At 38.8% G+C, this 20,959-nt stretch carries 21 protein-coding genes; 9 read left to right on the top strand and 12 right to left on the bottom strand.

What is annotated here, in order from left to right:
- Position 1 precedes the first annotated feature (1 nt).
- The 5 genes from rpmI to ACPDHL_RS02055 all read left to right on the top strand — a co-directional run bounded on the left by rpmI (position 2) and on the right by ACPDHL_RS02055 (position 3,729).
- Positions 2 to 199: a 50S ribosomal protein L35 gene (gene rpmI, locus ACPDHL_RS02075; RefSeq protein WP_002991327.1), complete on the top strand. Its 198-nt coding sequence runs from the start codon at positions 2 to 4 to the stop codon at positions 197 to 199.
- A gap of 114 nt (positions 200 to 313) precedes the next feature.
- Complete coding sequence (rplT, locus tag ACPDHL_RS02070; RefSeq protein ID WP_430531143.1) at positions 314 to 658, top strand: 50S ribosomal protein L20; 345 nt, start codon at positions 314 to 316, stop codon at positions 656 to 658.
- A gap of 252 nt (positions 659 to 910) precedes the next feature.
- Positions 911 to 2,008 (top strand): DegT/DnrJ/EryC1/StrS family aminotransferase, encoded by a 1,098-nt coding sequence (locus tag ACPDHL_RS02065; RefSeq protein ID WP_430531142.1) that lies wholly within the window; start codon positions 911 to 913, stop codon positions 2,006 to 2,008.
- Positions 2,008 to 3,303 (top strand): O-antigen translocase, encoded by a 1,296-nt coding sequence (locus ACPDHL_RS02060; RefSeq protein ID WP_430531141.1) that lies wholly within the window; start codon positions 2,008 to 2,010, stop codon positions 3,301 to 3,303. The genes ACPDHL_RS02065 and ACPDHL_RS02060 overlap by 1 nt, the downstream gene beginning before the upstream one ends.
- Entirely contained in the window at positions 3,304 to 3,729 is a 426-nt protein-coding gene (locus ACPDHL_RS02055) for a sugar 3,4-ketoisomerase (RefSeq protein WP_430531140.1), read from the top strand. It begins immediately after the preceding gene.
- Here ACPDHL_RS02055 and ACPDHL_RS02050 read toward each other — a convergent pair.
- Positions 3,712 to 4,803 (bottom strand): glycosyltransferase, encoded by a 1,092-nt coding sequence (locus ACPDHL_RS02050; protein WP_430531139.1) that lies wholly within the window; start codon positions 4,801 to 4,803, stop codon positions 3,712 to 3,714. The two genes, ACPDHL_RS02055 and ACPDHL_RS02050, sit on opposite strands and share 18 nt — an antisense overlap.
- Positions 4,804 to 4,844: 41 nt before the next feature.
- Between ACPDHL_RS02050 and ACPDHL_RS02045 the strand changes: the two genes are divergently transcribed.
- Both ACPDHL_RS02045 and ACPDHL_RS02040 read left to right on the top strand, forming a co-directional pair.
- Positions 4,845 to 5,996 carry a glycosyltransferase gene (locus tag ACPDHL_RS02045; protein WP_430531138.1) on the top strand — a complete coding sequence of 384 codons (1,152 nt, stop codon included), beginning with the start codon at positions 4,845 to 4,847 and terminating at the stop codon, positions 5,994 to 5,996.
- Positions 5,978 to 7,072, top strand: a complete 1,095-nt coding sequence (locus ACPDHL_RS02040) for a glycosyltransferase (protein ID WP_430531137.1) — start codon at positions 5,978 to 5,980, stop codon at positions 7,070 to 7,072. The genes ACPDHL_RS02045 and ACPDHL_RS02040 overlap by 19 nt, the downstream gene beginning before the upstream one ends.
- Here the strand turns inward: ACPDHL_RS02040 and ACPDHL_RS02035 are convergent.
- The 3 genes from ACPDHL_RS02035 to fahA form a co-directional block, all read right to left on the bottom strand.
- The gene (locus tag ACPDHL_RS02035) at positions 7,047 to 7,910 is read right to left on the bottom strand and encodes a glycosyltransferase family 2 protein (protein ID WP_430531136.1); all 864 of its coding nucleotides are present in this window, start codon (positions 7,908 to 7,910) and stop codon (positions 7,047 to 7,049) included. The two genes, ACPDHL_RS02040 and ACPDHL_RS02035, sit on opposite strands and share 26 nt — an antisense overlap.
- Before the next feature lie 6 nt (positions 7,911 to 7,916).
- Positions 7,917 to 8,600 carry a cell division ATP-binding protein FtsE gene (locus ACPDHL_RS02030; protein WP_430531135.1) on the bottom strand — a complete coding sequence of 228 codons (684 nt, stop codon included), beginning with the start codon at positions 8,598 to 8,600 and terminating at the stop codon, positions 7,917 to 7,919.
- Positions 8,601 to 9,250: 650 nt separating this feature from the next.
- Positions 9,251 to 10,537 carry a fumarylacetoacetase gene (gene fahA / locus ACPDHL_RS02025; RefSeq protein WP_430531134.1) on the bottom strand — a complete coding sequence of 429 codons (1,287 nt, stop codon included), beginning with the start codon at positions 10,535 to 10,537 and terminating at the stop codon, positions 9,251 to 9,253.
- Between the two features lie 113 nt (positions 10,538 to 10,650).
- Here fahA and glyA point away from each other — a divergent pair, with 113 nt between their 5' ends.
- Positions 10,651 to 11,925 carry a serine hydroxymethyltransferase gene (glyA, locus tag ACPDHL_RS02020; RefSeq protein WP_430531133.1) on the top strand — a complete coding sequence of 425 codons (1,275 nt, stop codon included), beginning with the start codon at positions 10,651 to 10,653 and terminating at the stop codon, positions 11,923 to 11,925.
- A gap of 447 nt (positions 11,926 to 12,372) precedes the next feature.
- Here glyA and ACPDHL_RS02015 read toward each other — a convergent pair whose 3' ends face one another.
- The 8 genes from ACPDHL_RS02015 to ACPDHL_RS01980 all read right to left on the bottom strand — a co-directional run bounded on the left by ACPDHL_RS02015 (position 12,373) and on the right by ACPDHL_RS01980 (position 20,143).
- A complete protein-coding gene (locus ACPDHL_RS02015; protein ID WP_430531132.1) occupies positions 12,373 to 13,119 on the bottom strand; it encodes an acyl-[acyl-carrier-protein] thioesterase in 747 nt (248 codons plus the stop codon).
- 6 nt (positions 13,120 to 13,125) lie between these two features.
- Positions 13,126 to 14,046, bottom strand: a complete 921-nt coding sequence (gene miaA, locus ACPDHL_RS02010; RefSeq protein WP_430531131.1) for a tRNA (adenosine(37)-N6)-dimethylallyltransferase MiaA — start codon at positions 14,044 to 14,046, stop codon at positions 13,126 to 13,128.
- Entirely contained in the window at positions 14,030 to 14,884 is an 855-nt protein-coding gene (locus tag ACPDHL_RS02005) for an ion transporter (protein ID WP_430531130.1), read from the bottom strand. The genes miaA and ACPDHL_RS02005 overlap by 17 nt, the downstream gene beginning before the upstream one ends.
- A gap of 11 nt (positions 14,885 to 14,895) precedes the next feature.
- On the bottom strand, positions 14,896 to 16,245 hold the full coding sequence (locus tag ACPDHL_RS02000) for an exonuclease domain-containing protein (protein ID WP_430531129.1): 1,350 nt from the start codon (positions 16,243 to 16,245) through the stop codon (positions 14,896 to 14,898).
- An 8-nt stretch (positions 16,246 to 16,253) separates the two neighbouring features.
- The gene (locus ACPDHL_RS01995; protein ID WP_430531258.1) at positions 16,254 to 16,940 is read right to left on the bottom strand and encodes a YggS family pyridoxal phosphate-dependent enzyme; all 687 of its coding nucleotides are present in this window, start codon (positions 16,938 to 16,940) and stop codon (positions 16,254 to 16,256) included.
- Positions 16,941 to 16,952: 12 nt separating this feature from the next.
- Positions 16,953 to 18,170, bottom strand: coding sequence for a DUF1015 domain-containing protein (locus tag ACPDHL_RS01990; protein WP_430531128.1), 1,218 nt, complete (start codon positions 18,168 to 18,170; stop codon positions 16,953 to 16,955).
- Between the two features lie 86 nt (positions 18,171 to 18,256).
- Positions 18,257 to 19,144, bottom strand: a complete 888-nt coding sequence (locus ACPDHL_RS01985; RefSeq protein ID WP_430531127.1) for a 3-hydroxyacyl-CoA dehydrogenase family protein — start codon at positions 19,142 to 19,144, stop codon at positions 18,257 to 18,259.
- Between the two features lie 33 nt (positions 19,145 to 19,177).
- Entirely contained in the window at positions 19,178 to 20,143 is a 966-nt protein-coding gene (locus ACPDHL_RS01980; protein WP_430531126.1) for a Gfo/Idh/MocA family protein, read from the bottom strand.
- Positions 20,144 to 20,291: 148 nt separating this feature from the next.
- Here ACPDHL_RS01980 and ACPDHL_RS01975 point away from each other — a divergent pair, with 148 nt between their 5' ends.
- Complete coding sequence (locus ACPDHL_RS01975; protein ID WP_430531125.1) at positions 20,292 to 20,933, top strand: protein-L-isoaspartate(D-aspartate) O-methyltransferase; 642 nt, start codon at positions 20,292 to 20,294, stop codon at positions 20,931 to 20,933.
- Positions 20,934 to 20,959 lie beyond the last annotated feature (26 nt).

Here is a 20,959-nt window from a genome sequence, read left to right as displayed (position 1 = left end):
AATGCCTAAAATGAAAACTAAATCTAGTGCTAAAAAGCGTTTCAAGCTAACTGGTACTGGAAGAATCAAAAGAAAACACGCTTTCAAAAGTCACATTTTGACTAAAAAATCTAAAAAGCGTAAATTAGCTTTAACTCACTCTACTTTAGTATCTAAAGCAGATGAGCACAGCATCAAAGATCAATTAAGATTAATCTAATTCTAGGTAACTAGAACTGGATTCGGTTAAAATTTTTTAATAACCCTGGAGTGGCGCTTAGTAATTTAGAAGAACTTGTAAAAGTCGCCCACTACAAAAAACACTTGTAAAGAAATGGCAAGATCAGTAAACTCAGTAGCTTCAAGAGCAAGAAGAAAAAGAATTTTGAAGCAAGCCAAAGGTTACTTTGGAAGACGTAAAAACGTTTGGACAGTAGCTAAAAACGCGGTAGAAAAAGCAATGCTTTATGCTTACCGTGATAGAAAACAAAAGAAAAGAAATTTCCGTTCACTTTGGATTATGCGTATCAACGCTGGTGCAAGATTACACGGATTAAGCTATTCTGTATTCATCGGTAAATTGAAAGCTAATAACATCGAATTGAACCGTAAAGTTCTTGCAGATTTAGCTACAAATCACCCTGAAGCTTTCGCAGCTATCGTTAATAGAGTAAAATAAGAAACGTTTGTCAAATCAGATTATTCTTACTTAATATAGTTAAAGCCCTACTTACGAGTAGGGCTTTTTTTGTTAACGATTTACAGTTCGGGCAAAGCACAACGAACAAAGCACACAAAAGCCAAACATCAAACCGAAACACAGTGAAGGTTCATCGAACACCAAAACAAATATAAACTAGGTGAGATAAAAGCCAAACACCAAATACCACAAAAAAAAACTATATTTACCTTTCAAATCCAACAACCCTCCATGATAGCATTTTTAGATTTACAGCAGATCAATCAAGCGTATGAAGCCGCTTATCTGCAAAAAATAAAGCAAGTTTTCCACGATGGAATCTATGTACTTGGCCATGAGGTAGTCACTTTCGAAGAGCGTTTTGCAGCCTATTGTGGAACGTCCTTTTGTGTTGGTGTGGGGAATGGATTGGATGCGTTAAAACTCATTTTTGATGGATACATCAAATTGGGGAAACTTAGTGTAGGGGATGATGTTTTGGTACCTGCCAATACGTATATAGCTACAATTTTAGCTTTGTTAGATTGTGGATTAAATCCCGTATTTGCAGAGCCAAATTTAGATAGTTATACCCTCGATTTGAGTGGAATCACCTATGCGATGACGGCTTCGACAAAAGCAGTTTTAGTTGTGCATTTGTATGGACAAGTGTATGAAATGGATAAGATCAAACACTATTGCCACGACCGTGGGTTACTGTTGATTGAGGATGCAGCACAAGCGCATGGGACGAGTTTTAAAGGCGTTAAAGCAGGTGCTTTTGGCGATGCTGCGGCCTTTAGTTTTTATCCAAGTAAAAATTTAGGTTGTATAGGCGATGGAGGAGCAATCACAACCAATCACTTGGATTTAGTAGAGGTTATTCGCGCAACTCGCAACTATGGTTCTCACATCAAGTATCAAAATAAGTACAAGGGGTTTAATTCGCGTTTGGATGAAGTACAAGCAGCCTTGTTGAATTTAAAACTTCCTGATCTAGATCGCGATAATCAAAAGCGTTTGCATATTGCCTATCGCTATATCCGTGAGATTAAGAATATAAAAATTATTTTGCCTCATCTTTCTTCTGATGGTGCGCATAATTTCCATTTATTTGTAGTACGCGTAGCTGAACGTGAACACTTTCAGCGTTATTTGTTGGCAAAGGGGATACAAACGCTTATACATTATCCTATACCCCCTCATCAGCAACCCGCTTTGAGTGAATTTAGTTACCTGCAATTGCCCATTACCGAACTAATTCATCAAGAGGTCGTTAGTATACCTATGTCACCCATACTTACAGACGAAGAAGTGACGCAAATTATCGATGCAATAAATGCCTATTAATGATAAGAGAAATCTGGCAGAAATATAAGAAAAGTGAATTCACTACCGTTGCCCTTCTCAATACGATAGGCATTGTGGTGCGTTTGGTTACAGCCTTGTGTTCTGCTAAGCTTTTGGCTTTATTTGTTGGTGCTTCGGGTATGGCGTATATGGGAAACCTACGCAATATGTTGGCCTCCATGGAGGCTTTTACTTCTTTTGGTTTTGCCAACGGCATTGTACAATATGTAGCGTCTCATCGGGAGGATAAGGCGTTGATTGAGCGATTTATCAATGTTTTGTTGCGCTTTATGTTAGGCGTGTTGCTTGTGGTGTCTTTGCTTATTCTCCTGTTTCGCAATGAATTGAATCACTACTTATTCGAAGAGGCCTTTTCCATGCCCAGCCTATTTATATGCCTAGGATTTGCCTTTCCCTTACAGGTACTCAATGGTATTTGGGTCGCTTTTTTGACGGGATTATCTCAGTTTAAAAAGGTTATTTATCTCAATGTTATTGGCAATATATCAGGGTTGCTGATTACGTTTTATTTGGTGTACAATCAAGGGTTGAATGGTGCCTTATTGGCTATGGTCATTAGTCCGGCTGTTCTGTTTTTTATATCGCTTTACTGGGTGAAAAATGAACTAAAGTTACAGTGGCAACCGTTTGATTTTTCGCTAATTAAACCCTTATTTTCCTATGCAATCATGGCGCTGTTTTCAGCTGTTGTTAGCCCACTGTGTCTGTTGTGGGTGCGCAAATTATTGATGAAACACACAGGAGTGGAACTAGCGGGACTATGGGAAGGTATTCAACGAATATCCAGCATTTATATGTTGTTTATCACCACTTTAGCTTTTACTTATTTCTTGCCTAAATTAGCTCAAGTCAAGGATTATACGGAAAAGAAAGCCGTGATACGCTTGTATTTTAAAGGGGTATTACCCTTGTTTGCCATGGGATTGCTCGTGGTTTATTTTACGCGTAGTTGGATGATTCCCCTGATCTTCGACCACAGTTTTAGTCCGATGGTAGATTTACTCCACTGGCAATTGGTAGGTGATTTTATCAAAGGTGCAGGGCTGATTTACGGCTTGCTGTTTTATACTGAACGCTTGGTTTGGCCCTATTTGATCTGTGAAACGCTATTTTTTAGCTGTTTCTATGGGTTTACCTATTTCTTGATTCCATATTTTAACATAGAAGCCGCTACGTTAGGCCACACTTTAGCTTATATAATTTACAGTTGTGTTTTAGTTGTCTATTTTTCTTGGTATTTTAGCCGTTCAGAGTCTAAAAACAGCTTAACATAAATGAAAAAGTACAGCATCTTTGATTGTAGTGAAATTGTCGTTCCTCAGATAATGGACGAGAGAGGAAATCTCGCGGTTATTCAGGAGGAAACGATCCCCTTTGAAATGAAGCGCTTGTTTTTTATTTATGGCGTGCCCCAAGATAAAAATAGAGGAGGACATGCACACAAACAGCAAACAACGATACTCTTTGCTATAAACGGAAGTTTTGAAGTAACGCTTGACGATGGCATACAGAAGCGAAAAGTACGCTTGGAAGACCCTACCATAGGATTGATTCTGCAACCAGGTATTTGGAGTGTATTGGATAATTTTGAGCAGGGAACAGTTTGTTTAGCTGTCAATTCAGGCGTATATGATGAAAGGGATTACATTCGATCGTATGATTTATTTTTAGCCTCACGCGGCTTAACGCAAGAGGTTTAACCAGTGCTGTTTAATGGTTGCTAGATCAAAGGCATAAGCAGAAGACAAGGTGTTCTGTTTGAGTTTATGACGCAGTTCGCTGTTGAATGCTAGTAGTTCCATTGCTTTTTTTAAAGCTTCGAAGTCCTGATTCTCAAGGAGCAATCCGTTGTGCTGATCTTGGATGATTTCACGGGGTCCTGTCGGACAATCAAAACTAATTACTGGAATTTCGCAGGCTAAAGCCTCGAGCAATACGGTCGGAAAACCTTCCAAACGACTGCTGTGTACAAAAAACAGTGCGCCTTTGAAAACAGCAAAGGGATTGGCACAAAAACCAGGGAAGTGAATCTGGTCCGCGAGTTGATGTATAGCTGCCAACTGTTCCAATTCGGGCTTATATTGGCCTTCACCTAAAATAACCAAGTGAATACTTTCATGAGGTAGTTGACTTTGACTGTAGATGTCAATCAGACGATCAAATTGCTTACTATCAGTATCCATGCGTCCACAAGCAACAATATACTGCATTCCTTGGAAAGGATGAGGATGCGTGGCTTGTTCGCGTATGTGGTCTATTGTAATGGGATTGTGGATGGTCATAACCTGCTCATACCCGTAAATCGCTTTGACTTGGTCCGTAATAGCCTGACTCACACAGACGATTTGTTTGGATCTCTTGTAAAGGCGTTTGCCCCAAAAGCGACGAGTCGTAAAGTACCAAGAAAGTTCAGCACTGTGAATCGTCGGAATATAGGTTGAATCAAAAACCAAATACTGGAGTAGAACTTCTGTGAGTGGTTTACTTCGCGTTCGAAAGTCAAGAACATAATCAAAGGTATTTGCTTTGAGGTAGTTGTGAAAAAGGCGATAGCGCTTCCACTTATTTCGGATGGAAAAACGCGGCGATTTGTGTACGCCTAAATTGTATAATACACCCCCATATGGATAAGTGATCTCATCTAGATTGACAATATTGTGTACGTCGTAACCTTCCTGTTCTAAGCAGAGGGAAAGGGTGCTGTGAATGCGTTCAGCCCCACCATGAGCAAGGGTATCACCTACTAGGGCTATTTTTATTTTCTTTTGAGACATAAAAAGATAAACGTACATTTGAACAAATCACGGCTAAGATAATGAGAATACTTTTAATTGGGGATTATAGTGGATTACATTCTGCCTTGAAAAAGGGACTAATACAACACCCCAAGGTGAAGGAAGTCGTTTTGCTCGGTGATGGCGATAAATTCAAAAATTTACAGGTCGATCTCTCCATTCGTCCCCAATGGACGAGTAGTCGATGGGGCACTTTTTTTCGCAAGGCTATTCACAAGGTCTTTCGTTGGGATATTGCTGAAGTTGAAAAAGGATGGAGAGCCCAACAACACTGGAAGCAATTGAAGAATTTTGACGTTGTACAACTGATTAATGACCGTCCAATTCAAACGATTGCTCCATGGGAAAAACGCTTGATAAAGCAGCTGTTAACTCAAAATAAAAAGATGTTTTTGCTTTCCTGTGGTATTGATGTCCACGGATTTCATTATTTGACTACGCACCAAGAAGAACTATCGCTCTTTCAACCCTTATTTGCCAATCCTAAGCTAAAGCGCCAGTATGCCTATGTTGATGTGTACCGTCAAAAAGGGGTGATCCAAACCCAACAGCTGATTTTGGCTCATTGTCAGGGGATTATTGCGAGTGATATGGATTATGTAAACCCCAATAAGCAACATCCTAAGTATTTGGGATTAATTCCACACCCAGTTATCATACCGAATTATCCGCTAATTGAAGGACCTGAATCAGGTAAACTGTGTATCTTTTTAGGGATTAATAGAGGGAATTACCATCAAAAGGGAATTGCCTTTTTTGAAGCTGCCCTACAGCAGATTGAACAACGATACAGTGATCAAATAGATATTATCATAGCAGAACAGTTGCCTTATCAAGCGTATCAATTGGCGCAGCAAAGAGCAACGATTGTTTTGGATCAAGTATTCTCTAAAGATCAGGGATATAATGCACTCGAAGCCATGGCTCAAGGAAAAGTTGTTTTTACAGGAGCAAATGATGAATTTCTCGCACATTATAAACTGCAAGCAGAGGAGGTGTGTATGGAAGCGAAACCCGACGTGACCTATTTAGTCGAGAAGTTGAGCTATCTGATCGAAAATAGAGCCGTTATTGCTAAAATAGGACAACGTGCCCAACAGTTTGTTCGCGAAGTTCACGATTGTAATACAGTGGCTAATCAGTATGTAAACCTATGGAATTCAAAAAATTAAATATACTCTATCTTGCTACTTCTATTACAGGTGGAGGTGGAGTGGCTCGTATACTCAGTCAAAAAACAAGGGCTTTTGTGGAGTTGGGACATCAAGTGAAGATTATCTCCACCAATGATAAACAGCAACAGCCGTTTTATTCCTTTGATGACCATGTACAATGGGAGTTTTATCCCCATTCGATACGCACAGTGAGACAGATGCGAAACTTTTATGCATTCGTTCAACAACAAGGAATTAACGCTTTTCAACCGGATCTTCTTGTTGTGGTAGATAATGGGATCAAAGGTTATTTTGCTTCTTATTTTTTAAAGACAGCTGTACCACTGTATTTTGAGGTTCACGGATCTCGTCATTTTTTATTATCTCCTATTGCATCCAAAATCAAGCGATGGGTTGTCGATCGAATTACCTTGGCGCTGAGCAAGCGTTTTACGGGGCTCATTGTACTAAATGAAAGCACAAAACGCGATTGGAAACACCCCAATATACAGGTTATTCCCAACTGGATTGAAACAGATACTTTACCCCAAGAAGGAGCATTATCCACTAGTAAACAAGTGATTGCAGTTGGTCGTTTAGTCCCTGAAAAGAATTACGAAGTGATGCTGCGTCTTTGGAAGCAAATCCACCGTATTTATCCCCATTGGAAGTTGGTGATCTGTGGCACAGGAGAAGCGAATTATGTTGACCATTTAAAAGAATTAGCCGATGCAGCTGTCATTTGGAAAGGAGAAGTAGAGGAGGTAAATCGCGAACTACAAGCCAGTGCGTTTCTATTGCATACGTCAAAAATGGAAGGAATGCCCATGGCTTTCTTAGAGGCTATGGTACTTGGTTTACCTGTTGTTGCTTTTGATGTGGATTACGGACCTGCTGATTTGATTCAACACGGTCACAATGGCTATTTAATTCCACCAGATCAAGAACAGTTGATGTTGCATTGTTGTGGTATTTTTATGCAAGACGCAAAACTAGTAGAACAGTTTGGTGAACACGCCAAAAAATCAATAGCACCTTATGCTAAACCGCTAGTTTTACAACAGTGGATTAGCTTTTTTGAATCCCTTGGCTAGCCTTGTGATATTCAAGCAGTTTAAACCACTTAAATCCAGTCATAGAGGGCTTTTTACCCAAGAGATTGCGTTGAATATACGAACCAAGGAGTGTGTCTACAATTGATAGGACAAAAGTAAAATGGCAGTGTTGTAGTTGGTGATATATGCGACTCAGTTGTACCTCGTCAGTTTGTATCTTCCCTAGTTGAATGAGGTTCGCTAACCCCCAACAAGCTTGTTTGCTGCGCTCTAGGTAGGTTTGGTTGGATTCTGTACTAAAGTGAATTACAGGGTTATTCAATCGAGTGACTTTAATCTCTCGTTTTGCTAGATTGAGGAAGAATAAGGTGTCTTCATAGCCATATTCCGTTATGGTTTCATCAAATTGTAGCTGTAGTTCCCGTTGATTAAAAAAGAGGTTACAACAAGAATGTAGGTGTTTGTGTTGTTCAATGGTTTGACCATAAGTCAATCGAAGGGATTGATTGTCAGTGGGATTTTTAGTGGGATAGGTAAATCCTCCTTGAAAAAAAAATCCGTTATTTCGTTGATGAATATACGTTTGGATGAACGTTTCCGATTGGGGAAAAACATCTGCATCCAGCAGTAAGATCCAAGGATATTGCGCTTCTTGTAGCAGTCGATTTCGCGTATAAGCTACATGCTGATTAACGGAGTTTTGCAAGAAACGCGTATGGGAAAAACGCGTGATACTTTGATTTGGAACTACCGCTGTTGAAGCATCGTCACAGACCAAAATTTCAAAGGAAATGTTTAGGGAAGATGCTTCGCGATGTAATCGCTCTACTAAAGGTAGAATATTGTGATTGTAAACGGGTATTGCAATGGATAGCATAGCTGATTAGGATGTGCGGTGTATCACTTCAAAAAGAGAACCGTCATCACATTTTAGTGTTTTTGCTGGATATTTTAATAATAGGGCATAATCATGGGTAACCATAATGATGGTACGGCCATTTTTATTAATTTCTAAAAGTAACTCCATGACTTCTGAACTCGTTTGTGGATCTAAGTTTCCCGTTGGCTCATCCGCAAGGATAAGATCCGGATCGTTTAATAAGGCACGAGCAATGGCAATACGCTGTTGTTCACCACCAGAGAGTTGATGGGGCATTTTTTGAATATGAGAGAGCATTCCCACGCGTTCTAATACCTCTTCGATACGTCTTTTAATTGCTTCTTGTTCGGTCCATCCCGTTGCTTTTAAGGCAAATTGTAGATTTCCGTAAACGGTGCGATCAGGTAATAGCTTAAAGTCTTGAAATACAATACCCAAAGAGCGTCTCAAAAAAGGAATATCGCGCTCTTTCAATTGGCGTAAATCATAGTCGACAATTGTTCCTTCCCCTTCTGTTAGGGCTAAGTCGGCATAAAGTGTTTTCATAAAACTACTCTTTCCAGCTCCTGTTTTACCAATGACATAAAGGAATTCTCCTTTGTTCACTTCTAGGTTTACATTGGATAAGACCTGATGTTTATTTTGGTAAACATTTACATTTTGTAAGGATAAAATTACTTTTGACATAGCACCGAATGAATTAAAAGGTAAAAATACGAAAAAGCTGCGATTTATGGAAGAGGTTGTGCAGGATTTAAAATGTGATTTTAAAATAATCAATTTTGGTGCATTTGTTTATTCGAAGTTCGCGTAACGCCTACAAAAAAGGAGTAAGAAAGATGGGATTTGGCAAACAATAGAGGGTGTCCCAAAAGGTCACCCTCTATTGTTTTGTACAAAAGGGATCGTAAGGGGTTTGTAAAGGGTTTGTAAAGGGTAACATTGGTAAAATGGCCTAAAACCCTTGTACGTATTAACAATCCCCTTACAAACCCTTTACAAGTACTTTTCTTGTTTGCTTCAAAATAGTGAATTTCAGTTTGTTGTGGTTTATTGTTTTGGAAAATAATGGAAAAGAACTCTTTTTTCCAAAAAGTGGAAGAAAACGGAAGGGGGAATTTCGGGTTATTTTCAACTTGCCTAGGTTTTTTTGCATTTGAAAAAATAGAATACCATTAAGCAGGGCAATAATAGGGGGGGAGTTGATTAAAACATCTCGTGTCATCGTAATATAAACAGCGACAATCAAGGCAATATTCACAAAAAAACCTCACCTAAAATTAGATGAGGTTCTATCTTGTAACGCTTATTAAACAGTTTGGTTTTATTTCGTTATTTTATTTCATGGTAGTGGTGGAAGGGAGTAACATACTTCTTACCTCTCCAAAACCGATGCGGATGTCGTTGTTTTGACAATAGCCCTTCATGGTGATGGTGTCGTAATCCTCGATAAAGGTACGGGTGCTACCATCTGCTAAAGTAAGTGGATTTGCACCTGCCCAGGTCAACTCAAGTAAAGAACCAAAGCTGTTGGGTGTAGGGCCTGAAATTGTTCCTGATCCCATTAAATCACCTGCGTTAATCTTACAACCATTGATGGTATGGTGAGCTAATTGCTGACTCATGGTCCAATACAAGTATTTGAAGTTAGATTCGCAAATTAGGGTATCCGTTCCATTTTCTGGTTGAAGGTAAACCTCCAAGTTGATATCAAAGGTTTTGTTACCTGTTTGTTGTAGGTAGGCCAGCGGTGTTGGTTCTTGCTTTGGACTAGCTGTTCTAAAGGGTTCTAAGGCATCTAAAGTAATTACCCAAGGCGAAATAGACGTCGCAAAGTTTTTAGCTAAGAAGGGGCCTAAAGGCACGTATTCCCATGTTTGAATATCACGTGCACTCCAGTCATTTAGCAAAACCATACCGAAAATGTGATCTTCTGCCTGATCTACGGGAATACTTTCACCAAATAGATTGGCATCTGTGGTAATAAAAGCGGTTTCTAATTCGAAGTCAATGCGTTTGGATGGACCAAAAACAGGTTGTGATTCTCCTTTAGGCAACGTTTGCCCTGCTGGGCGTTTTACGTTGATTCCCGAAGGAACAACCGTTGAACTTCTTCCGTGGTAACCGACTGGAATATGGAGCCAATTGGGCAACAAAGCATTCGCAGGATCTCTAAACATTTTACCCACATTGGTCGCGTGCTCCTTGCTGGAATAGAAGTCCGTATAATCTCCAATATACACGGGTAGTTGCATTTCTACCTCGTCTATTTTAAAAATAACAGCTTCTCTGTGTTTGGTGTTGTTTTGTAAGGCGGGATTTTTTTTGTCAAAGATATCTGCGATTCTGTTTCGAACTGCACGCCATGTTTTTTTTCCACTTGAAATGAAATCATTGAGATTGTCTTGTAAAAACACATCGTCTGTTAGATCAATTCCCTTCAAATAGCCTAACATTTGTAGCGCACTTAAATCGATAGCATGGTCGCCAATACGAGTTCCAATTGTTACAATATCATCTTTCGTAATAAAAACCCCAAAAGGAATGTTTTGGATCGGGAAGTCAGATTGTGCCTGAACTTCTAACCAAGATTCTCTTTTCGGATCATTTGCCGTAATCATCATATTTATTGCTTAATTAGTTGAATGAATAGTTTTATCAAATATATAATTATAGGGCAAATTAACAAACGAATTTTGTACATTTGAAGTCAATTTAACGAAATATACAATTCAGAATGAGAAGAGATACAGAAATTTTCGACTTAATCGTAGAGGAAGGGGATAGACAAGTACACGGTATTGAGCTAATTGCCTCTGAAAACTTTGTGAGTGAGCAAACCATGGAAGCAGCTGGTTCTTGTTTAACTAATAAATACGCAGAGGGTTACCCGAATAAACGTTACTACGGCGGATGTGAAGTAGTAGACGTGGTAGAGCAAATTGCTATCGACCGTGCAAAAGCTCTTTTTGGTGCTGAATATGTCAATGTTCAACCTCACTCTGGATCACAAGCGAATACCGCTGTTTTTTCGGCTTGTTTAAAGCCAGGAGATAAGATCTTAGGATTTGATTTATCTCACGGAGGACACCTAACACACGGATCACCCGTGAATTTTTCTGGAAAATTGTATAATCCAGTGTTTTATGGTGTAGAGCAAGAAACAGGTTTATTAAACTACGATAAAATCGAGGAAATAGCGAAGAGAGAGCAACCGAAGTTAATCATTGCTGGTGCTTCTGCTTATTCTCGTGATATGGATTTCAAACGCTTTAGAGAAATCGCAGATAGCGTTGGAGCCCTTTTAATGGCGGATATTTCTCACCCTGCAGGATTAATCGCAAAGGGGTTGATGAATGATCCTGTGCCACACTGTCACATTATCACAACAACTACGCACAAAACACTACGTGGACCACGTGGAGGAATGATCCTAATTGGAAAAGACTTCCCTAATCCATTCGGTTTAACAACGCCAAAAGGAGAAGTACGCATGATGTCTGCTCTATTGGATAGCGCTGTATTCCCAGGGAATCAAGGGGGACCTTTGATGCACATCATCGCAGCAAAAGCAGTAGCTTTCGGCGAAGCGTTGTCTGACGAGTTCTTTACTTATATGTTACAAGTACAGAAAAATGCTAAAGCAATGGCAGAGGCATTTGTAAAAAGAGGATACAATATCATTTCTGGAGGTACAGATAACCACATGATGTTGATCGACTTGAGAAACAAAAATATTTCAGGAAAAGACGCTGAACAAGCGTTGGTAAAAGCTGAAATCACTGTAAATAAAAACATGGTTCCTTTTGATGATAAATCGCCATTTGTAACTTCAGGAATCCGCATCGGAACACCTGCAATCACAACACGAGGTTTAGTAGAAGCAGATATGGATACCATCGTTGCTTTAATCGATCAAGTAATCACAAACCATACGGATGAGGCAGTAATCGAAGAGGTAGCGGACCAAGTAAATGAAATGATGGCTGAGCGCCCTATGTTCGTTTGGTAGTTTTTATTGTTTAGTGAGTGGTAAATGGTGAGTAGTGAATGAATAAAATTTTCTAAATAAAAAAAGGGATTTCTAATATAGGAATCCCTTTTTGTTGTTTTTATTTTGTTCTTTGCTCTTCGTTGTTTGGCTATTGTTCCATCACGCATTACGAATCTTCATTTCTCTTCTCCTGTATTATGGACGTGAAAGATGCGACCTCTCCTACGTCGAGGTGACACACTAAGTGTGAGTAGCAAGATGTAAAAAAGAATGGCGAGAAGTTTTTATTAAATTGATAACTTCACAAAGTGCAAATCTCATCCAAAAAAGCCTTGTTTTTTGAGGATTTAATCTATCTAGAGAATTCTTTCATTTCTCATCTATCTCACCTAGTTTACATTTTGTTTTGGTGTTTGATGGACCTACACTGCGTTTCGGTTTCCCATCTCTACTATTCACTATTCACTATTCACCCAATTCCATCAAGCAATAAAAGTGAACGATATCTTGCGTCGTAATTTGGAAGTGCATTTGATTCTCTTCTTGGAGGAAGAGTACATCGCATGCTGCGTTTATGTGAGTTTCTTTCAAAAAGTGCATATCGATCACCTGTATTTTATCTACTGCTTCTTGGCAAGAAAAGGCGGCATCGATACACCATTCTAGATACTTGATATTGGTTACGTGTTTAACCATATCCAAATCGGATAGTTTGACGCGGAGTTGGTCGATTTTGTGGTAGTCTCCTTTGTATAATTTAGCAAAATCGGTATGCGTTACCTTTTTATCCGTGAATTTGATAAAGTGTTCATGGGGTAAAGCGATGAGTTCAGGTCTACGGCGTTCCGTATTGATAATCACCCAAAGGGAGGAAGCAACAGCGATGAGTTGTTCTCCAAGGAAAACTTCAAAATTTCGAATGGATCGTACCCCATCTAGTCGTTCGATCCAGGTGCTAATGGTTATTTTATCTTGCCATTGTGGCAGCTCTTCTGCTTTCTTTTCTACGCGAAATTTACTGAGTACCCAGGCTTGGTTATGTGCTTTTAAATCCCAAAAACTAATGCCTCCCAATACTGAATGATCTGCTGAAACGCTTTGAATGAGTTTACATAAATCCACCCACTTCAGGTGTCCAGTAGGAGAACAGGCGAAGAAATCGATCTCGTAAGACTGTTGGTGAATGGAGGTAAATTGGTCAGAAATGGGCATATTGGTTTAGTTTATTTGCTTGGTGATATCTTCAATGATAGATGAAACATCTTGTTGATAGGAATACCAAGTGGCATTTGGTGTGCGCTTAAACCAAGTGATTTGTCTCTTGGCAAAACGACGGGTATTTTTTTTAATTTCTTCTACGGCTTCTTCTAATGTGCCATTACCTTTAAAATAATGGAATAGTTCGCGATAGCCTACCGTTTGGAGTGCATTGAGCTCCTGATCGGGAACTAAGGCTTTTACTTCGTCTAAAAGACCTGCCTTGAGCATGAGATCAACGCGTGTATTGATGCGTTCATACATCTTTTCACGCGGTGCTTCTAATCCAATGATAATCGGAATAAAATTGCGCTTTACGTTCTTTTTAGCCAAGAAACTCGAGTAGGGTTGCCCCGTTCCAATCGACACTTCTAAGGCACGGGTTACCCGTTGGGGGTTGTCTAGGGCTACTTTTTCGTAGTGAACAGGATCGAGTTCTTTTAATTGGGCTTGAAGATAGGGGAGACCTTTTTCTTCCAAAGCTTGATTGAGATCTTCTCTAATGCGAGGATCAATAGCAGGAAACTCATCGAGTCCCTCTAGAACAGCATTGACGTATAGCCCCGATCCACCGACCATTACTTGTACGTTATTGCGTTCAAATAAGCGATCTAAGAGGGAAATAGCGTCGCGTTCAAAATCACCTACAGAGTAGGAATCTCGAATGCTAATATGTTGAATAAAGTGATGCGGTACAGCACGGAGTTCTTCGGGAGAAGGAACTGCAGTGCCCAATGTCATTTCTTTAAAGAATTGACGGCTATCACAGGATAAAATTTCACATTGAAAATGTTGAGCAAGTCGGATGGCTAACGCTGTTTTTCCAATAGCTGTTGGACCAATAACGACCAGTAAGTACTTATTTTTATCGGGTAAAGACATCTCCTAATTTTTGTCCGCAATTATAGCAATAATTGGCGTCATCATCATAAATTGTTGTTGTACAAGAAGAACAGGTTCTCCTGCGTCTAGCATCTACACTTTTATTGCGTTTCAAGCTAGTAAATTCGGCCGTTACGATTCCAGTGGGTACCGCGATAATACCGTATCCCATAATCATAATAAAAGAGGCAATCATTTGACCGATGGTAGTTTGAGGGGCAATATCCCCATAACCTACCGTCGTTAGGGTTACAATACACCAGTAGATACTTCGCGGTATACTAGTAAATCCATTGTCTTTTCCTTCAATGACATACATTAAGGCTCCTAATAAAATAGAAACGACAACGATAAAGTAAATAAAAACGATAATTTTCGTTCGGCTGGCTTTAATGGCTAGTTTTAAATTGGATTCCTGACCAATATAAGGCACGAGGTTGAGAATACCGAATAAACGAAGTAATCGCAAGGCTCTTACTACAGCTAATACACCTAAGTCCGAAACAAAGAACGACAAATACATCGGCATAATGGAAATCAAATCCACAATACCATAAAAGCTAAAAATGTATTTGAGCGGTTGTTTGTTACAAATAATCCGCAGGATGTATTCGATAGTAAAGAAAATAGTAATCACCCATTCCAACACTTTCAATAGGGTGTGATGCTTCATGTCGTAGCTCTCAATCGACTCCAACATAACCAAAATCACACTCAACAGAATCACGGCTAGTAAAACTAAATCGAATAGTTTACCCGCAAAGGTATTGGATCCGTAGATGATGATATAAATCTTCTGCTTCAGGATATCCCACTTATTTTTTAGTCTGCGTCTCAACGTATATACTTTTAATAATGGATTAATTTATAACCTGTTTTTTTATTCAAATAATTGAGAATAATATTTCTGTTGTTTCGGTGAAACGTAATAGGCGTAAGGTTGGCTGCGATTCGTGCAGGGTCGTTGATTTGATAATTCAAATCGTAAAAACAATAGCCCAATAATTTTCCATTTTCTAGAACAACAGCACTTCGCTCCTTGATTGTACGTCCTTTATCGAGGATTAACGCATGGCCCTCATCGATACTGTATTGTTGTAATAGGTTTAGTAATAGTGTGTTATACTCTTTGAAGTTTAGTTCAAATGTAGTGCAAAAAGTTTCTTCTGTAACTTTTTTTGACTTTTTTTCATGGAGTACGTCCAAATAAAAGGGGAGTTCAAATTCGGCTGTAATTTTATCAATGAATTTTCTACCTTCCGTTAGGGAGGTAAAAGCCATGTGATTTTTCTTGCGACCATCTGTTTTTTCCAAGCTAAAATAAAAGTAACCTTGGAGGTTGGTTTTAATATACAAGGAGTAGGGGAAAATTCCCTTTTTGGTCACTTTATTGTATTTGGGCGTATTTAAGAGTATTTCTTCTGCTTCTTTCAAGATCGCTATGAGTTCGTTTCCTGTTTTCTCAAAGGTAACGGTATAGGTTTCTTTTTGTACCTTTTTGAAAAGCACAGAATTATTGGTAAAATGCTGCATGATCTTTTTCTTGATGTTGCGGCTTTTACCGATAAAGATGATCTGACCTTCTTCATTGTGGATGTAGTAAATACCAACAGAAGTAGGAAGATTATCTGTAATATCAAAAAACTTGGGATTAAATCCGGTTTTAATATCAGATTTAATCATGCTTGTCAGGATTGTTTTTTCGGTGTCTTTGGACAAGAGCAATTGAAAGAGCTTTAGCGTAGCTAAGGCATCTCCATAGGCACGGTGTCGATCAGCTAAGGGAATACCAAGGTTTCTCACTAATTTACCTAAGCTATAGGAAGGCATTTCGGGCAATAGTTTTTGTGCTAGTTCGACGGTACAAAGCGTATCTTTTTGGAAGTCATACCCCAATCGACTAAATTCATTGCGCAAGACGCGGTAGTCAAAAGACGCATTGTGCGCAACGAGCACACAGTCTTCCGTAATTTCTATAATCCGCTTAGCTAATTCGTAAAACTTTGGTGCTAAGCGCAGCATAGCACTATTGATCCCTGTTAGTTTTACAACAAAGGGCTGTATGTCTTTTTCTGGATTGACTAAGCTAATGAGTTGGTCTACAATCTGGTGTCCATCAAATTTATAGATGGCAATCTCGGTTATTCCTTCCTCATTAAACTGACCACCTGTGGTCTCTATATCTAAAACTGCGTACAATAGTATACTTATTTGTTTAATTCGTAATGGCGGTCTCCAAAAATGGTACTTCCTATTCTTACCAAGGTACTTCCGCATTCGATAGCGATGATGTAGTCGTTACTCATCCCCATAGAAAGCGTTTCACAAGCCACATTAGGTAGGTGATTATAGGTTGATTTTACCTTTTCAAAAATCGCGTGTAGCGTAGAAAATTCACGTTTGATTTGATCCTGGTTTGCTGTAAATGTTGCCATTCCCATTAACCCTTGGATCTTGATATGGTTGAGGGATTTAAACTCCTCACTGTTTAGTATTTCCATCAATTCGGTTTCATCTAGACCGAATTTCGTTTCTTCATCTGCGATGAATAGCTGGAGTAAACAAGAGATCACGCGATTGTTTCGCTCGGCTTGTTTATTGATTTCAACAAGTAAACGCAGGCTGTCCACCGCGTGAATTAAAGTTACAAACGGCGCCATATACTTCACTTTATTGCGCTGTACATGTCCAATCATATGCCACTCAATATCCTTGGGTAGAGCCTCATATTTATCCGTCATTTCTTGTATCTTATTTTCACCGAAAATTCTTTGTCCTGCTTCATATGCTTCTAAAATAGCCGCATTGGGCTTGGTTTTAGAAACAGCTACTAAACTCACTTGTTCAGGAAGGTTAGTTTTAATTCGTTTTAGATTCTCAGCAATACTTGACATCATCGTATAATTTTAAATTTCATAGGTTAATAGCCCATTCATGAACTTGGGTTCAATATAGGTACTTTTTGGAGGCATGATTAAATCGTTATCTGCGACGAGTTTAATCTCCTGCACATTGGTTGGATAGAGCATAAATCCAACTTCATACTCTCCGTCATCCACTAATTCTTTGATAGCTACAATAGATTCATTTCCAGGGATATAATCAATTCTAGCATCATTTCTTAAATCGTCTAATCCCAAGATAGGGTTTAAAACAGCATCATACAAAATTTGCGCATCTAATTGCATCAAAATGTTGTCTGTTTTTATTTTATCTTTTAGTTTTAGCGAGTAAAAGTCGCCGTCCAAGTACATGCCAAATTCCATTTTCTTGGAGGGTTTCCACAGCTGTTGTTGTTTGTTTTTTACAGCGAATTTTTCGCCTAATAACGCTAAAAATTCTTCTTTGGTATGGTTATTCAAATCGTGAATAATGCGATTGAATTCGTATATTTTAATATTGTTTTCAGCAATTAGAAAGGTCATGACCGTATTGCTGTGTGAATGCGGTTCAAAGCCATTTTCTTGTTTGAGTAAAGCCGCAGAGGCAAAGCGGTGATGGCCGTCGGCGATGTACATTTCTGGAATATGGTCAAATTCGCTACAAAGCCAATCTATACACGCTTGATCGTCGATTTTCCAAATGGTGTGACGTTCTTTGGTCACGGTGGTAAAATCGTAAATCGGTCTGTTTTCTTTATAGGTGGCGATCCAATTATTGATGTTTTCTTTATCAGGATACATCATGAGTACAGGTTCTGTATTGAATCGACTGTGGTATAAATACTCTTTGAATAGTTTGACGCGATATTCTAGGGTATCTTCATGTCGTTTGATTATGTTATTTTCGTAATCTTCGATACAAGTACCTGCAACAATACCGGTGAATTTCCAGTTTTTTGTTTCAATCTGATAGAGATATAAAACAGGGTGTTCTTCCTTTGTTAGAATGCCTTCCTTTTTAAAATCATTGAATTTAGCAGCCACCATTTTAAAACGCTTATCACTAGTAACCTTTTGAGGGTTGACATAAGCGGGATGTAAAACGTGAATGAATGAAAAGGGATTGTAGTCTAAAAGATAGGCTAATTCAACTGCATTGTAATCTTCAAAAGATCTGCAAGTGACTAAATTAGCTTTATCTCGTGTGGGGCGTATCCCCTGGAAAGGAATTATTTTTGCCATTCTTTACTATAAGATATCAAAAAATAAGACAATCGACAATAATATCGATTGTCTTGCTATGCTGGTTTATTTTAGTTGTTTTTCAATTAAGAAAACATGTTCGCCACTTTTTCTGCTTTTTTGCTTTCGCTGTAGTCATAAAATCCTTCGCCAGATTTTACTCCTAATTTACCAGCCATGACCATATTCACTAATAACGGGCATGGTGCGTATTTAGGATTTTTAAATCCGTCATACATAACGTTTAAGATTGATAAGCAAACATCTAAACCGATGAAGTCAGCCAATTGTAAAGGTCCCATAGGATGAGCCATTCCCAATTTCATAACGGTATCGATTTCTTCTACACCCGCTACGCCATTGTATAGGGTTTCGATTGCTTCATTGATCATCGGCATTAAGATGCGGTTGGCAACGAAACCAGGGTAATCGTTTACTTCTGTAGGCACTTTGTCCAATTTCAACGACAAGTCCATAATGGCTTTGGTTACCTCATCTGAGGTGTTGTATCCACGGATGATTTCAACCAACTTCATGATAGGCACAGGGTTCATAAAGTGCATACCGATTACGCGTTCTGGGTTTTTTACTACCGATGCAATTTGCGTAATAGAAATAGAAGACGTATTCGAAGCTAAGATGATATCTTCGTTACAAACTGCGCTTAATTCTTTGAAAATGTTCAATTTTAGGTTGATATTTTCAGTAGCCGCTTCAATAACTAAATCAGCATTAACAACGCCATCTTTAATTTCTGTATAGGTAATAATATTTTCAATTGTTGCTTTTTTGTCTGCTTCTGTGATAGAACCTTTGGCAATCATTCGATCTAAATTCTTGCTAATTGTGTTCATTCCTCTTTCAATCGCTTGTTCTGAGATATCGATTAAAAGCACTTTAAAGCCTTTTTGAGCGAAAGTATGAGCAATTCCATTTCCCATTGTTCCTGCACCAATTACAGCAATATTTTTCATAAGTTATTTGTGTGTTTACGAGTTAATTATCAATTAGTTTTTGAATGCTTCAATGATCTGATAAGCCAATCTCAGGGCTTTTGTACCATCTTCCAACGTGACAATTGGCGTTGTTTTATTAACAATTGCGTCGTGGAAGGTTTCCAGCTCATCTAAGATAGCATTATTTGGTAAAACCGTAGGGTTATCGTAGTAAATTTGTTTCTTTACGCCTTCGGCATTTTGTAAGATTAGGTCAAAATCGCCTGGTGTTTCTGGGGCATCTTTCATTTTTACCACCTCACATGTTTTCTCTAAATAATCGACAGAGATATAAGCATCGCGTTGAAAGAAGCGAGATTTACGCATATTTTTCATGGAGATTCTACTAGCCGTTACATTGGCTACACATCCATTTTCGAATTCGATACGCGCATTGGCGATATCGGGTGATTCACTTAGAACGGAAACACCACTCGCACTAACGTGTTTTACGGGTGAGTGTACCACACTTAAGATGGCGTCTAAATCGTGGATCATTAAATCCAATACGACAGGAACATCCGTACCTCTTGGGTTAAATTCGGCCAAGCGGTGTGTTTCGATAAACATTGGATTTTCAATTTTAGAGCTAATCGCAACGAAGGCAGGGTTAAAGCGTTCAACATGTCCTACTTGTCCAAGGACGTGGTGTTTTTCCGCTAATTCAATCAGGGTTTCTGCTTCGGCTACGGTGGTAGTAATGGGTTTTTCTAAAAAAACGTGTTTTCCCGCTTCAATGGCTTTCTTTGCACAGTCAAAATGGGAGAGTGTAGGAGTCACAATATCAACAACATCAACAGCTTGAATTAATTCGTCAATGCTGTCAAATTTGGTATATCCAAACTCTTGCGCTACTTTGTTTGCATTGTCTGCAAAAGGGTCATAAAAACCTACTAGTTCGTATTTTTCTGATTGGTTGAGCAAACGCAGGTGAATTTTACCTAAGTGTCCTGCTCCCAATACGCCAATTTTAAGCATAAAAAATTATTTTGAACAAAAATAAAACTTATTTATGGAATGGGTAAAATTTAAGCTTTAAATCTTTTGCAATACTTTGTTTGGAAGGTTTTAAAAAGGTGCTTTTTATCAAAATAATGGTTACTTTTGTGTAAATTATTTATATACTGTGAAGGATTCTACGAAGCATCAGGGATTGCGCAATCAGTTGGTTGAAGCGTTGAAGGAAAAAGGCATTGTTGATCAAGCCGTACTTCAGGCAATTAGACGTATTCCTAGACATTTATTTATAGATTCGAGTTTTGAAAATTTTGCCTATCAAAACACTGCTTTTCCCATAGGAGCAGGTCAGACGATCTCGCATCCGTATACGGTTGCTTTTCAAACGCAGTTATTGCAAGTCAAACCAGAGGATAAGGTATTGGAAATTGGAACGGGAAGTGGATATCAAACCGCCGTATTAGTCGCTATGGGAGCGAGGGTATACAGCATTGAACGCCAGTTAGAACTGTATAAGAAAACCTCCTTATTACTGCCAAAATTAGGGATTCGAGCCAAGCTATTAACCTTCGGAGATGGCTATAAAGGGTTGCCTAATTATGCGCCTTTTGATTCGATTATTGTGACTGCGGGAGCTCCTTTTATTCCTCAAGCACTAATGGGACAACTCAAGGTAGGGGGACGTCTTATTATTCCCGTTGGTGAAGATCAACAAACGATGATCGAACTCATTCGCCTGAATGAAACCCAGTTCGAAAAACACGAACACGGCGATTTTCGCTTCGTACCCATGTTAGAAAATAAAAACTAATAATAACACAAAAAGCATCCAATATT

The sequence above is a fragment of the Myroides sp. C15-4 genome (assembly GCF_050522745.1).
Classification (GTDB): Bacteria; Bacteroidota; Bacteroidia; order Flavobacteriales; family Flavobacteriaceae; genus Flavobacterium.
The sequence above is the reverse complement of the archived record's forward strand: the minus strand, read 5'-3'. Positions and strand labels throughout refer to the sequence as shown.

Coding starts and splice junctions, on each gene's coding strand:
- ACPDHL_RS02065 (WP_430531142.1), top strand. CDS start 911: ATGATAGCATTTTTAGATTTACAGCAGATCAATCAAGCGTATGAAGCC.
- ACPDHL_RS02040 (WP_430531137.1), top strand. CDS start 5,978: ATGGAATTCAAAAAATTAAATATACTCTATCTTGCTACTTCTATTACA.
- ACPDHL_RS02035 (WP_430531136.1), bottom strand. CDS start 7,910: ATGCTATCCATTGCAATACCCGTTTACAATCACAATATTCTACCTTTA.
- ACPDHL_RS02055 (WP_430531140.1), top strand. CDS start 3,304: ATGAAAAAGTACAGCATCTTTGATTGTAGTGAAATTGTCGTTCCTCAG.
- rplT (WP_430531143.1), top strand. CDS start 314: ATGGCAAGATCAGTAAACTCAGTAGCTTCAAGAGCAAGAAGAAAAAGA.
- ACPDHL_RS02050 (WP_430531139.1), bottom strand. CDS start 4,803: ATGTCTCAAAAGAAAATAAAAATAGCCCTAGTAGGTGATACCCTTGCT.
- ACPDHL_RS01980 (WP_430531126.1), bottom strand. CDS start 20,143: ATGCTTAAAATTGGCGTATTGGGAGCAGGACACTTAGGTAAAATTCAC.
- ACPDHL_RS02045 (WP_430531138.1), top strand. CDS start 4,845: ATGAGAATACTTTTAATTGGGGATTATAGTGGATTACATTCTGCCTTG.
- rpmI (WP_002991327.1), top strand. CDS start 2: ATGCCTAAAATGAAAACTAAATCTAGTGCTAAAAAGCGTTTCAAGCTA.
- ACPDHL_RS01990 (WP_430531128.1), bottom strand. CDS start 18,170: ATGGCAAAAATAATTCCTTTCCAGGGGATACGCCCCACACGAGATAAA.
- miaA (WP_430531131.1), bottom strand. CDS start 14,046: ATGTCTTTACCCGATAAAAATAAGTACTTACTGGTCGTTATTGGTCCA.
- ACPDHL_RS02030 (WP_430531135.1), bottom strand. CDS start 8,600: ATGTCAAAAGTAATTTTATCCTTACAAAATGTAAATGTTTACCAAAAT.
- ACPDHL_RS02015 (WP_430531132.1), bottom strand. CDS start 13,119: ATGCCCATTTCTGACCAATTTACCTCCATTCACCAACAGTCTTACGAG.
- ACPDHL_RS02060 (WP_430531141.1), top strand. CDS start 2,008: ATGATAAGAGAAATCTGGCAGAAATATAAGAAAAGTGAATTCACTACC.
- fahA (WP_430531134.1), bottom strand. CDS start 10,537: ATGATGATTACGGCAAATGATCCGAAAAGAGAATCTTGGTTAGAAGTT.
- glyA (WP_430531133.1), top strand. CDS start 10,651: ATGAGAAGAGATACAGAAATTTTCGACTTAATCGTAGAGGAAGGGGAT.
- ACPDHL_RS01985 (WP_430531127.1), bottom strand. CDS start 19,144: ATGAAAAATATTGCTGTAATTGGTGCAGGAACAATGGGAAATGGAATT.
- ACPDHL_RS01995 (WP_430531258.1), bottom strand. CDS start 16,940: ATGTCAAGTATTGCTGAGAATCTAAAACGAATTAAAACTAACCTTCCT.